The sequence below is a fragment of the Bacillus sp. Root131 genome (assembly GCF_001429475.1).
In the GTDB taxonomy this organism is placed as follows: Bacteria; Bacillota; Bacilli; order Bacillales; family Bacillaceae_G; genus Bacillus_A; species Bacillus_A thuringiensis_S.
In genome coordinates, this window is record NZ_LMJQ01000001.1 from 80,686 (window position 1) to 93,071 (window position 12,386).

Here is a 12,386-nt window from a genome sequence, read left to right on the forward strand (position 1 = left end):
GCGATATGGTATTTTAAGAGCCATGCTGTTTGAAATGATTTGAGAAAAATAGGAAGGATTTCAACTAGATTCATATTGTAATTTAGTTATCCAATTATTTATAAGGAAAGGACGCCTATAAAATATTGATTCAAGTTTTACTTTATTTTTTACTATCTTTGGGGGTGTTTCATGTGCACTATGCATTTTCACGTATAAGGCTACGTAGCTTTTTTGGATGGATGATTATAGGGGTGTTCCTTATAATGATACCATTAGGTCTAGCAAATGTTTCTGAGAATACGATGGAGGTTATTTCACAAATAACTGTATTTTTTGTATTTCCGTTACTTTGGCTATACGTAAAAACAAATAAAAATAATGTTGTATTTAACAGTTTTTTTGATAAGCCAGGACGTTTATCTTGGGGATTAATTGTATTAGCAACGATAATGGGGATGATTTTTTCAGTTGGCATATCTCAGATTCAATTTTACATATTAGCACATACGTTACCGAATTTCTTAGTTACTATGCTAGAAGACGGAAATGTTATTAATACGAGTAACGTATATATGACGATATTTACTTTCATTTCAGCATGTGTGTTAGCACCTATTATGGAAGAGGTTATTTTTAGGGGATTTTTCTTACAGCGAATGGCTCATAAATGTGGAATTAAAAAAGCTGTAATTATATCTTCAATTATTTTTGGCCTAGGACATTTTGATGTTATTGGTGCGTTCATGTTTGGTGTCGTTATGTGCCTTTTATACATAAAGACAAAAAATATATGGACGAATATAGCTGTGCACGCTCTAAATAATTTGATTGCAACAAGTATGCAATTTTTCGGTGGAGAAGAAAGTGGTACAATCTCAATTACTGAATTACAAGCGCAAAGTAATTTATGGATTGGTATCGGTCTTACAGTTGTTGGATTACTATGGTTAATTCCGTATGTTTGGAAACAATGGCGTACAGTAAAAGAAGTTGGCGTGCCACCAGTACGTTTTATAAATGAGCAAAAAGTAGTGAATTCATCACAAGAAAATGAAGTGTATAGTCAAGTGATCGTAACCGATAGATTGATGGCCATAGAGTTACCAGATGAGGTTGTAAATAAGCTTCGGTTAGAAGAAAGTGATTATGTAACAGTATCAGTAGAAGAAGATAAAATTGTTATAAAGAAAGCACATAATAGATAATTAAAAAGTAGCTCCTTAGGAGCTACTTTTTAATTTGTAATAATTTCTATACGAAAATTATTACCGTTCTTTACATATTTAATATCTGTAACAGTACGGACTGTCTTTAAAATCTCCACTTTTTCACCAATTCGCGGGATGGTCGGAACATTGTCCCAAATACCAAGCAAGTCATCTAATTGTGCCGTTTTTTCATAAAACCAGATTTTCAATGTAAAGCCCCTTTCTCGAACTTTATGTATTTTAATACATAATATATTATTTTTATTCTTATTGTAAGGGGTTTTTTTATATTTTATGAATAAAAATAAATTAATCTTCTGGGAAGATATGTTCAATATCAGGAGTAAGAGATACTTCTGATAATACGATATGAGAAACTGTCGTTGCATATGAAGAAACATCATTGATAAATTCTTCAAGTTCAACGAGTGAAGGAACAGAAATTTTTACAATGTAGCATAAGCTTCCTGTTACTCGGTAACAAAAACTTGCAGATGGATAAGACTGAATAAACTGTTGCATACGTGTTGTATCACCATTTTTTAAAGTGATTTCTAAAATACAATCTAAAACTAGTCCTGCTTTTTTATAGTCGATATCGATTGTATATTTTTGAATAACGCCTTCACTTTCAAGTTTACGAACACGTTCTGCAGTAGACGGAGCAGATAAGTTTACTCGTTTCGCCAATTCACGCATAGAAAGGCGACTATCATTATATAATTCATTTAAAATTTTTCGATCAACACGGTCTAGTTGCATTTGTAAATATACCTCCAGTAAAATAATGATTTTTGTAAAGGGAAAATATAAATTAAGATTCATATGAAATGTAAAGTGAACGTTATTTATTTTACAATAAAACAGAAGGAAATAGGAGGGGAAATGATGGAGAGAATTTCATTATCAAATGTAGGAGATACAAAGTTTCAAAAGTTATTAGGGCATAATTCGGATATATTACATTCGTGGAGTACGTTAGAGGATACACTGTACAATAAAGGAATTCTTTCAGCAGAGTTGAAGGAGCAAGTGAGAAGAACATTAGCGTATGGGAATGAATGTCCGTACTGTATGGCAAAGGGAAGACCTGATGATGTGCAAAAGGCAGAGGAGATTGGTGTAGCCGTTACTTTTGCGCATACATTTGTTCATGACCGAAAAGCGATAGATGATACTATGTTTCACGCATTAAAACAATATTGGACAGAAAAAGAAATTGTAGAGCTTTGCGCCTATGTTTGCTTTATTACTGCGTCACAACAACTTGGTTTTCTATTTCAATTACAGCCAAATTAAGGAGGAAATGATGACAAATCAAATAGCACTTATCATAATCGATGTACAAAAGGCATTTCAATTACAAGATTGGGGCGAGAGAAATAATATTTTTGCTGAAGAAAACATGAGAATTTTGTTAGCAGAATGGAGGAAAAGGAAACGACCAGTTTTTCATATTCAACATGTAAATAAAGAAGATGCTCGGTCAATGTTTTATGAGAGAGGGGAAACGGTAAACTTTAAAGAAGAAGTGCAACCACTACCTGGTGAAGTGGTTATTCAGAAATTCGTTAACAGCGCGTTCATTGGGACGAATTTAGAAGAGCAATTAAGAGAGGACAAATGTAATGCAGTAGTAGTTGTAGGATTAACGACAAATCATTGCGTGGAAACTACGACACGAATGGCAGGGAATTTAGGATTTACAACGTATTTAGTGAGTGATGCAACGGCTACTTTTAACCGTAAAGGTTTAGATGGTAAAGAGTATAGTGCAGAAGATATTCACAATATGACACTTGTAAATTTACATGAAGAGTTTGCTACGATTGTGACGACAAAAGAAGCATTAAAATTATTTTGAAAAAATAATTGCGAATTATGTAGAAAAAAATAAGAATATTTCGTATAATCTAAGTACAATCATTTTGAAATAGGGGTGGCATCATATGGAGCAAATTTCAGTAAAGAAATTAGAAGAGGTACTTGTTGTAGCAGGGGATGATAAACAGAAGCAAAAGGAATTTTATGAATTGCTCTTATCTACTGAGTTTTATGTTGCTGGTTCACTAGAAGCAGAGGACGGGGCAACAGAAGGAATACTTCGTTTGCGTCATTTCCAAGGAGAAGGTAGATGGATCGTTCCGTTCTTTACACAAATGGAATTTGTAAAAGATGTGTTGCCAGAAGGAACGCCCCTTATTACGATACGTGGGAAAGAGTTATTTGGTAGCATTGAGAAAGATGCTACAGCTGTATTAAATGTTGGCACTGATATAAGTAAAACATTTATTCCAGAAGAAATTGCAGATATCGCATCTGGACGAATTTTTAATTATTATAAGTAAAAGGAAAAGCGTAATCGCTTTTCCTTTTTAATTTGAACATGGAGTGGCTATACCAGAAGAAATAGAGACTGTTTTATTATTTGTGTTTATTGTCGCTGTAGCTCCAAGTGGAATACCGATGTTTGGACTTATATGTCCAATTGGTAAACCGAATAGGACAGGTATATGATATGGCGCGAAATATTCATATAATATTGTTTGCAATGATTGAGATGGCTTTGAAGGAGTGCAGTCGTGACAACTTGTGAAAATAACGCCCCTGCATTCATTAAACTTTCCAGATAAAAGTAGCTGATTTAACATACGGTCAATGCGGTACGGTTCTTCACCAATGTCTTCAAGTAATAAAAGTGTATTGTCCGTATTTATCTCGTAGGGCGAGCCAATTATACTTGTTAACACAGCTAAATTTCCTCCAACTAACGTACTTGTAACTGTACTGTGAGAGCTAGGTACGATACATTCTGATGCAGATAAAATGGTTGAATACGGATGGAATAGCTGATTAAAAGAGGATAAAGATAGGGAATCAATACCTTTTCCTAGTTCTTCAATCATCGGACCATGAAATGTTATAAGCTTTGCATAACGTGAAACAGCAGTATGTAAAGCTGTAATATCGCTATATCCCCAAAAGATTTTTGGATTCTGCCTAATAACTTCATATTGAATGTGAGGAAGAAGACGAGCACTTCCATAACCACCTCGTGCACAAAAAATTGCCTTCACTTCATTATTTGTAAATGCTTCATGTATATCGTCAAGCCGAACTTGATCACTTCCGGCTAAAAATCCATATTTCTCGTAAACACTCTTCCCGATTATTACGGATAACCCCATCTCTTGTAATACATTCACACCTTTTAATACATTTTCGATTGTAGGTGGACCAGATGGTGCAATAATCATTACTGTATCACCTTGTTTTAATGCATTTGGATAAATCATTAAGCTCAGCCTCCTTATCTTTCAATATATTCGCTTCATATGAAGTTCAACCCTTGCAAAAGCAGGGGAAAGCTTATCAAATAAAGAAGATATAAGGGAAATAGGAGGGAAAATGATGTTTACAAGTCGAGTAACAGACATATTAAAAATTGAGTATCCCGTTGTTCAAGCCGGTATGGCAGGCGCGATTACGACGCCAGAACTCGTTGCAGCAGTAAGTAATAGCGGAGGATTAGGGACGCTTGGAGCGGGCTATATGAGCCCAGAACAAATTTGTGAAGCGATTTATAGAATAAGAGAACTAACAGATAAGCCTTTCGGTGTTAATTTACTTGTAACGAAAGAGATACAAATAGAAGAAGAGAAGGTAAATGAGGCGAAAGTATTACTAAGCGGAGTGAATAGAGAATTAGGTATAGAAGTAGAAGGAACGTTAAAGCTTCCAAAAAGCTATAAGGAACAATTACAAGTCCTATTAGATGAAAAAGTACCGGTCGTTAGTTTTGCATTTCAAACGTTAGAAAAAGAAGAAATAAATGATTTAAAAAGAAGTGGAATAAAAGTTATCGGAACAGCTACCCATGTGAAGGAAGCGAAAGTACTTGCCGAGCTAGGAGTAGATATTATTATCGGACAAGGTAGCGAAGCAGGAGGGCATAGAGGAACGTTTATTGGGAAAGAACGAGATGCTATGATTGGTACTTTTGCGTTAGTACCTCAGTTAGTAGAAGCTGTTCCGCATATCCCAATTGTCGCAGCAGGTGGTGTAATGAACGGACAAGGGCTTGTTGCGGCATTGGCACTAGGAGCAGAAGGTGTTCAAATGGGATCGGCCTTTTTAACAAGTGAAGAGAGTATTACGCACGATGTGTATAAAGAAGCGGTTTTACATAGTACAGATACGAGCACAACGGTAACTCGTGCGTTTTCCGGGAAATATGCACGGGGTATCCGGAATGAATTTATAGAGAGACATGAAGGAAAAGAAGAAGGGCTTCCGATGTATCCAGTGCAAAACGTATTAACTTCTAAAATACGCCAAGAGGCAGCGAAGCAAAATAAGGAAGAATATATGTCACTTTGGGCAGGACAGGCAGCATCGTTGGCACGAATCGAATCAGCTCAGCATGTAGTGGAGCGAGTTATGAAAGAAGCGGAGAATGCAATCGAGCAATTACAAAATATATACAAAAAGACCACTTGAGTAATTCAAGCGGTCTTTTCATTAGTTTGCTTTATAAAATTGTTGGATGGCTTCGTCGATGTAAACCCAGCCTTTCCAACCTAAGTGCATATGATCTTTTAAGAAGTATTTATCGTATTCATGATTTGAGAAGTCGGCAATTGGATAACCAGCTTTTTCGATTTGCTCATGAACTTTCTTATAGTATGCTTCACGGCGTTCTTTCGGGAAGCCAGCGTAGTCGTACCAAGGACCTTTGACAGGAACAGAAATGAAGAGCGGTTTTGCACCAGATTGTTTTAATAAATCAAGTACAATTTGTAAATCTTCATATTCTGGCGATTGGTCATAAGCATCATTTTTTAAGTAACCTTCACGTTGCTTTAATTTTTTCTTAATTTTGCTATTGAAATAATCATCTTCAATACCGTATTCATTAGATCCAGATTCTACTGCACCTGTTTGATCCGCATGTTTACGAGCCTCTTCCCAGTTCATTTGTTTTAATGAAGGATCAAGCTTTTCTTTGTGCGGTTTAATATTAAACATAGCTGTAAATAAATCTTTACGATCTAAAATGTTACGATAAATATAAGCGAAAGGTTTAGCAGCAAGTGCTTTTACTTTATACTTCGTATCATCATAAGCAATGCCTTCAAGCGAAATTTTTAATAAAGTTTCTTTTTTTACAATCTCAAAGTTTAATAAACGCTTTGCAATTTGTTTTTTCATTTCAGGTTTTAAATCATTGTTGAAAATGAAATGGTAACCTTGTTGCTTTGAAAAGTTAGGTGCAAAGTGCGTTTCATCAATACCTTGTGGTACAAACCATTGCGGAGAAAGAACGAATACCATTTTCTTATCTTTCAATTGATCCATTGTAGATGCGAAGTTTAACACATGTACAAGGTCTTGTGTTCCGCCGCGTCCAAGAAGGAATGGTGTGAACCCTTCAGGCTTTACTTTAAAATAATTAGATGGATGGAAAGCATCCATACGTGCGAATTCCGATGAACCGTACATCGGAAGATATTTTGGATTTGCTAACATCTTTTGCTGTAAAATCATACTTTGAATTTTTTCTTCTTTTAAAGAAGTAGCAGCTTGTTCTACTTTTTCATCACTTAAAAGTGGAAGTAGGAAGCGCGTTGGAATAAGTAAGAATACAGCAAAAAGGGCCAATGCTAAAAGCATCGGACCAAATTTTGCTTTGTTCATCGGATTTCTTCCAACTTTTTAATAACCATGTTTGGTGTAGCCCACTCGTCACGGTCAAAATCAGAAATAGAAACTTCAATATCTAAACGCTCTTGGAATTCAACTAATAAAGATACTACAGCGAAAGAATCAAGGATACCTTCTTCAAATAATTGAACATCTAAGTTTTCTTTCACAATATCGTTTTCACATACTTCTTCTAAAATATCTAATACTTGCTCTTTGAATTCTGCCATTTTTAAAATCTCCTTTATATCCGAAATATATTATATGTGCAACTTCTTAATGGAATAAGAAGGGTGCATTAAAAGTATCTGTTAAGGTGTCCAGAGAAGATTAGGAAACCGAAACATACAACGTGGAACGTAATTACAATCGCAAGGATGCGTGTAAATTTAGTGTTTGGCCAAAACTTATGCTTCTTGTTTTTTCGTTCGAAAATATCGAATAAAATAAACAGTGCGGCATGATATAGACCATAAATAATATACTGCGCAACAGCGCTTCCTTGGATATGCCAAATTCCCATAATGAAAAAGTTTAAAAATGCACCGATATATGAAATTGTGTAACGGTTCTTAATTAACTTTTTCTTCGTTGCAAAAAAGACGAAACGCATGTAAATAAAATCACGGAACCAGAATGATAAACTCATGTGCCAGCGGTTCCAGAAGTCTTTAATATTACGACTAAGGAATGGCTTATTAAAGTTTTCTGGCGTTTTAATTCCCATCATATAACTTACACCAATTACAAAAGAGCTATAACCAGCAAAATCAAAGAATAGATATAAGCTATAGCTATACATGTAAATCATATTTGAAAAGATTGTATCGTGTTGAGCGAATGCTGGATCCATACAATATTGCTTTATTAAGTAAGCAATAATAAATTTATACAAGAAACCTTGGAAAATACGATTTAGTCCTGTATATAGTAAATTTTGATATTCTTCAGCGCTAGGTGGCTTTTGAATATCTTTTTGGAATCTTCTGTAACGATCGATAGGTCCTGTTGAAATTGCAGGGAAGAATAAAACGAATTCCCAGAAGTTAAAGAAAGAAAGCTCTTTAATTAAACCATCACGAACTTCAAATACCATTTGAACTGCTCTGAATGTTACGTAAGATATACCTAGAAAAACAACAAGTTTTAACTCAGGTAATAACGATGCAAATGGTGCGATTTTTGCCAAAATAAGAGGCAAAATCGATAAAATAACAGCTATGCAAAATGTGAATGTACTATTATTTTGTTTTCTTAAAATTAAATAGCCTTTAATAAGGGCATATTGCCAAATAATAAATGCAGCTAACATCATTGCTTGCTTTGGTTTATCTGAGAAGATAATAGCAAGCATGACTAATGTTAAAACGGCATTATATTTACGCAACATTTTACCTTTTAATCCAGCTATGATAGTAGGTATTAATAAAATGCCCACTATAGCGAAAAAATAAAATGATCCATATGCGGTCATGCTGTAACCTCACTCAATAATTTTTTGCGATCTACCTTTCCATTTGGTGTCATTGGAATAGAAGATTGATACATGAATTTACGTGGAATCATGTAGTTTGGTAATCGCTCATTGAGCTCTTTTTTGATTGCAGATGTTAATTTGAATTCTTTTTCAAACGAATGCTCTCCAGGAACAACAACCGCTAATAAATAATCGTATTTCTCACCTTTTTTAATTGGAACGATAACTGCTCCCTCAACGTAAGAACACGCACGAAGGTGATGCTCAATTTCTTCTAATTCCATTCGATAACCATGCAGCTTAATTTGGAAATCAAGACGACCATTATAGAATAGAAGACCATTTTCTACATAGCCAGCATCGCCTGTTTTATAGGCACGCTCACCGTCAATCATAGTAAATGCTTTTTCTGTTAATTCAGGGCTTCCTAAGTATCCAACGCTTACGCTTGGACCGACAATTACGATTTCACCTTTTTCACCATCAGGTGCAATCGTGCCATCTTCTTTCATAATAAGAAGGCGACAGTCTGATTTACAATAGCCAACTGGAAGTGAGTTGTATTGATCAAGTACTTCTTCTGTAACGTGAATACCTGTTACAGCGACAGTAGCTTCTGTTGGACCGTACGTATTCATAATTGTTGCATTTGGGAAACGCTCAATTAATTTTCTAGCTACTTCATTTGGTAACACTTCACCGCAGAATAAGAATGTTTTCATGTTCGGTAGCATATTCTCAGAGAAAGAAGCTTCCATTAAACACATCTCTGCGAAAGATGGTGTCGAAGTCCATACTTGTATATCCGATTGCTCTAAAGAAGCAAACAAGTCTTTTGGACGTGCAATCATATCTTTATCGATTGCCCAAAGTGTACCACCTGTTACTAATGATGGGTAAATATCCATGACAGATAAATCGAATGAGAAAGGTGCTTGGTTTAAGAATACTTGCCCTGTTTGTAAGTTAAAGTCTTCTACAGCCCATTTTGTAAAGCTAACAAGGCAGTTATAAGTAATCTGAACCCCTTTCGGATTACCTGTGCTTCCTGATGTGTAAATAATGTAGAAGTTCTCATCACCTTTTACCGCATGTTCAGGATTTGGAGTGTTCCCTTTATGAGTAAAGAAAATATCTTTTAAGTTGTCTTCACTTACGATGCGAACTGGTAAATCAGTTACAGTTACTGCTGCTGCCGATAAAAGTAATTTCGCACCAGAATTTTCAGCGATACGTTGTACACGATCAGCTGGGATAGATAAATCTACAGGAATATAAGCATGTCCAGCTTTTACACATCCTAAAAAGTTGATAATCATTTCAGGTTGCATATGGCCATACACCATAATTGGTGAACGATCATCTGGATACGCAGAAGAAATCCAATGTGCTAACGCATCAGAATCTTCCTTTAATTGTTTGTACGTAATTTTCGCATCTCGCCAAACAAAAGCAGTTTGATCAGGCGTTTCAATAGCCCACTTTTCAATTAGTTCTAATAACTTCATAACGTTCCCACCCTAGAATTCATTGTAAATAAATGTACTTGTGTTTGTATCATGGAATCCATACAACCAAAGTAATGCAAATAAAATTGCAAGATAATAAACCGTCTTTGCAACCCATTGTGTGAGTGGTCGAGACCATATCTCTTTTAATCTTTCCATGTCTTTCCCTCTCTTAATGAAATAATAGCTCTTTGTAGGTATCATGTCCTACATTATTGTGAAAAAAACAAAATCCCACATTTTAGGTAAAAATAAGTCAAAAGGCTCTTTTCTGATATTAGCACTAAATACTAAAAAAGAAAATCCCTAACTTAGCAATTATATTACATTCAGCATGAATTTGTAATGGGTTTGATATGTAAATAGGAAGTGGATTGTGTGAATGTATAAAATTGCCCTGAGAGAATGTATAGAAATGCAATATTTGTTTGCATTTTTTCATAGTTAATGTATGAATTCCTAAAGTTTCTTAAAAGGAGGAATCTCTAATGACGAGGGTTTGGAAGGATCTTATTTCAGAAGAAAACATTATAAAATGGAGACGACATTTCCACAAGTATCCGGAATTATCATTTCATGAAAAAGAAACTTCGCAATTTATATATGATACATTATGCTCGTTTTCTTCTTTTGAAGTAACGAGACCGACGAAGTATAGTGTACTAGCAATTAAAAGAGGCGTGAAGCAAGGGAAAGTGATTGCGATTCGAGCTGATATAGATGCTTTACCAATCCAAGAGGAGACAAGGAAATCTTATACGTCTGTAAATAAAGGAGTGATGCATGCATGTGGGCACGATGCTCATGCAGCTATTTTATTAAGTACAGCAGAGATGTTATCAAATATGAAGGAAGAGTTTGTAGGGGAAATTCGTCTATTCTTTCAGCATGCAGAAGAAGCATACCCTGGTGGTGGACAAGAAATGGTCGAGGCGGGCGTTATGGACGGTGTTGATTATGTAATAGGTTTACATGTTATGTCTGGATTGGAGAGCGGAAAGATAGGTATTGCGTATGGGCCAATGATGGCAGCTCCAGACGTATTTACAGTTGAGATTCAAGGCAAAGGAGGACATGCAGCACGTCCAGAAGAAACGATTGACCCTATTGCTATCGGAGCACAGATTATTACAAATTTACAACATATCGTATCAAGAAATACAAGTGCTTTCATGCAAAGAGTCGTTTCAGTTACGCAGTTCCATGGGGGAATGGCTGATAATATTATTCCAAGTACAGCAACTTTAATGGGAACTGTACGTTCTTTTAATCAAACATTAAGAATAGAAGCAGAAGGGAAAATCGAAAAAATTGTGAAAGGAATTACAGAAGCACATGGAGGATCGTATACATATACGTATCGATATGGATATGATCCGGTTATTAATGATGAATATATTACGAAAATAGTAGAAGAAAGTGCACTACATTTGTTTGGGAATGAGCGTGTTGTTAAGCTTGAACCTTCTATGGGTGGGGAAGATTTTTCAGCATATTTAAGAAAAGCACCCGGTTGTTTCATTAAATTAGGAACAGGTAATGAAAATATATATACTTGTTATCCACATCATCATCCGAAATTTGACGTGGATGAATCAGCATTAATTTGTGGAGTGGAGCTATTCTTAGAGACTACTATAAGATTACTAAAATCATAGAAAAACAAAAAAAGGCAACTGCGCTCTATCGCAGTTGCTTTTATTTCTTTCCGTCAGAGAGGGCTGAGAAAGAACTATGCTCATTTATAGTATATGAATAGCTAACGGACAAGCTTGTACATTTTAATCATTTTTTTTAAAATAGTTGTTGACATTGATAATCAATGTCAATTAATCTAAATATAGTTGAAATTGATAATTATTATCAATAGGATGGATGCGACATGTTAATGAGAAAAAAATTTCACCTTCTACGGAGGGGATTAAAAGATAAAAATAAAGATGTTGATCAGCATATGGAATGGCAACGAAATGTAATTCGGTCTGAATATGTAGATGAGAAGAAGAGCATTCAAACAGAAAAAGAGATACAAAGTAAAGGGAGAGGTTCAGTTGAGTAAGTTAGTAATGATTTTTGCAAGTATGAGTGGAAATACAGAGGAAATGGCTGACCATATTGCCGGCGTAATTCGTGAAACAGAAAATGAAATTGAAGTTATTGATATTATGGATTCACCAGAAGCTTCTATATTGGAACAGTATGATGGAATTATTTTAGGTGCATACACATGGGGAGATGGTGATCTTCCTGATGATTTCTTAGATTTTTATGATGCAATGGATTCTATTGATTTAACTGGGAAAAAAGCGGCCGTATTCGGATCATGTGATTCGGCTTATCCGAAATACGGAGTGGCGGTTGACATTTTAATAGAAAAGCTAAAAGAGCGCGGAGCAGCAGTTGTGTTAGAAGGACTAAAAGTAGAATTAACGCCAGAAGATGAAGATGTAGAAAAATGTTTACAGTTTGGAGCTAAATTTGTAAAACACCTTTCTTAATGGCAGAAGG

The 12,386-nt window shown here is 35.2% G+C and carries 16 protein-coding genes; 8 read left to right on the top strand and 8 right to left on the bottom strand.

What is annotated here, in order from left to right:
* Positions 1-173 precede the first annotated feature (173 nt).
* Positions 174-1,187 carry a CPBP family intramembrane glutamic endopeptidase gene (locus ASE54_RS00435; RefSeq protein ID WP_014895205.1) on the top strand — a complete coding sequence of 338 codons (1,014 nt, stop codon included), beginning with the start codon at positions 174-176 and terminating at the stop codon, positions 1,185-1,187.
* A gap of 29 nt (positions 1,188-1,216) precedes the next feature.
* On the opposite strand, the gene ASE54_RS00440 is transcribed toward ASE54_RS00435, so the two are convergent.
* Together ASE54_RS00440 and ASE54_RS00445 are read right to left on the bottom strand one after the other, a co-directional pair.
* Positions 1,217-1,399: a DUF3913 family protein gene (locus ASE54_RS00440; RefSeq protein WP_000707106.1), complete on the bottom strand. Its 183-nt coding sequence runs from the start codon at positions 1,397-1,399 to the stop codon at positions 1,217-1,219.
* Between the two features lie 100 nt (positions 1,400-1,499).
* Positions 1,500-1,952, bottom strand: a complete 453-nt coding sequence (locus ASE54_RS00445; RefSeq protein ID WP_001175498.1) for an Lrp/AsnC family transcriptional regulator — start codon at positions 1,950-1,952, stop codon at positions 1,500-1,502.
* A gap of 126 nt (positions 1,953-2,078) precedes the next feature.
* Here ASE54_RS00445 and ASE54_RS00450 point away from each other — a divergent pair, with 126 nt between their 5' ends.
* The 3 genes from ASE54_RS00450 to ASE54_RS00460 all read left to right on the top strand — a co-directional run bounded on the left by ASE54_RS00450 (position 2,079) and on the right by ASE54_RS00460 (position 3,538).
* Positions 2,079-2,489, top strand: a complete 411-nt coding sequence (locus ASE54_RS00450; RefSeq protein WP_000439752.1) for a carboxymuconolactone decarboxylase family protein — start codon at positions 2,079-2,081, stop codon at positions 2,487-2,489.
* Between the two features lie 10 nt (positions 2,490-2,499).
* Complete coding sequence (locus ASE54_RS00455) at positions 2,500-3,054, top strand: cysteine hydrolase family protein (RefSeq protein ID WP_000184442.1); 555 nt, start codon at positions 2,500-2,502, stop codon at positions 3,052-3,054.
* An 85-nt stretch (positions 3,055-3,139) separates the two neighbouring features.
* Entirely contained in the window at positions 3,140-3,538 is a 399-nt protein-coding gene (locus ASE54_RS00460) for an SseB family protein (RefSeq protein ID WP_000435265.1), read from the top strand.
* Between the two features lie 27 nt (positions 3,539-3,565).
* Here ASE54_RS00460 and ASE54_RS00465 read toward each other — a convergent pair whose 3' ends face one another.
* Entirely contained in the window at positions 3,566-4,486 is a 921-nt protein-coding gene (locus ASE54_RS00465; RefSeq protein ID WP_000640066.1) for an LD-carboxypeptidase, read from the bottom strand.
* Between the two features lie 115 nt (positions 4,487-4,601).
* On the opposite strand from ASE54_RS00465, the gene ASE54_RS00470 reads away from it, so the two are divergent.
* Positions 4,602-5,690 carry a nitronate monooxygenase family protein gene (locus ASE54_RS00470; RefSeq protein WP_000495271.1) on the top strand — a complete coding sequence of 363 codons (1,089 nt, stop codon included), beginning with the start codon at positions 4,602-4,604 and terminating at the stop codon, positions 5,688-5,690.
* A 21-nt stretch (positions 5,691-5,711) separates the two neighbouring features.
* Here ASE54_RS00470 and dltD read toward each other — a convergent pair whose 3' ends face one another.
* The 5 genes from dltD to ASE54_RS00495 form a co-directional block, all read right to left on the bottom strand.
* The gene (gene dltD, locus ASE54_RS00475; protein ID WP_001030287.1) at positions 5,712-6,887 is read right to left on the bottom strand and encodes a D-alanyl-lipoteichoic acid biosynthesis protein DltD; all 1,176 of its coding nucleotides are present in this window, start codon (positions 6,885-6,887) and stop codon (positions 5,712-5,714) included.
* Positions 6,884-7,123 (bottom strand): D-alanine--poly(phosphoribitol) ligase subunit DltC, encoded by a 240-nt coding sequence (gene dltC / locus ASE54_RS00480; protein ID WP_000807310.1) that lies wholly within the window; start codon positions 7,121-7,123, stop codon positions 6,884-6,886. The genes dltD and dltC overlap by 4 nt, the downstream gene beginning before the upstream one ends.
* 68 nt (positions 7,124-7,191) lie before the next feature.
* Positions 7,192-8,367 carry a D-alanyl-lipoteichoic acid biosynthesis protein DltB gene (gene dltB / locus ASE54_RS00485; RefSeq protein ID WP_000127955.1) on the bottom strand — a complete coding sequence of 392 codons (1,176 nt, stop codon included), beginning with the start codon at positions 8,365-8,367 and terminating at the stop codon, positions 7,192-7,194.
* The gene (dltA, locus tag ASE54_RS00490; protein ID WP_000770496.1) at positions 8,364-9,878 is read right to left on the bottom strand and encodes a D-alanine--poly(phosphoribitol) ligase subunit DltA; all 1,515 of its coding nucleotides are present in this window, start codon (positions 9,876-9,878) and stop codon (positions 8,364-8,366) included. Before dltA ends, dltB begins: the two co-directional genes overlap by 4 nt.
* Positions 9,879-9,890: 12 nt before the next feature.
* A complete protein-coding gene (locus ASE54_RS00495) occupies positions 9,891-10,037 on the bottom strand; it encodes a teichoic acid D-Ala incorporation-associated protein DltX (RefSeq protein WP_000440293.1) in 147 nt (48 codons plus the stop codon).
* 329 nt (positions 10,038-10,366) lie between these two features.
* Between ASE54_RS00495 and ASE54_RS00500 the strand changes: the two genes are divergently transcribed.
* The 3 genes from ASE54_RS00500 (at position 10,367) to ASE54_RS00505 (ending at position 12,376) form a co-directional block, all read left to right on the top strand.
* On the top strand, positions 10,367-11,536 hold the full coding sequence (locus tag ASE54_RS00500; protein ID WP_000199092.1) for an amidohydrolase: 1,170 nt from the start codon (positions 10,367-10,369) through the stop codon (positions 11,534-11,536).
* Between the two features lie 224 nt (positions 11,537-11,760).
* On the top strand, positions 11,761-11,937 hold the full coding sequence (locus ASE54_RS36155) for a hypothetical protein (protein WP_000929009.1): 177 nt from the start codon (positions 11,761-11,763) through the stop codon (positions 11,935-11,937).
* Entirely contained in the window at positions 11,930-12,376 is a 447-nt protein-coding gene (locus ASE54_RS00505) for a flavodoxin (RefSeq protein WP_000041149.1), read from the top strand. Before ASE54_RS36155 ends, ASE54_RS00505 begins: the two co-directional genes overlap by 8 nt.
* Positions 12,377-12,386: the final 10 nt, after the last annotated feature.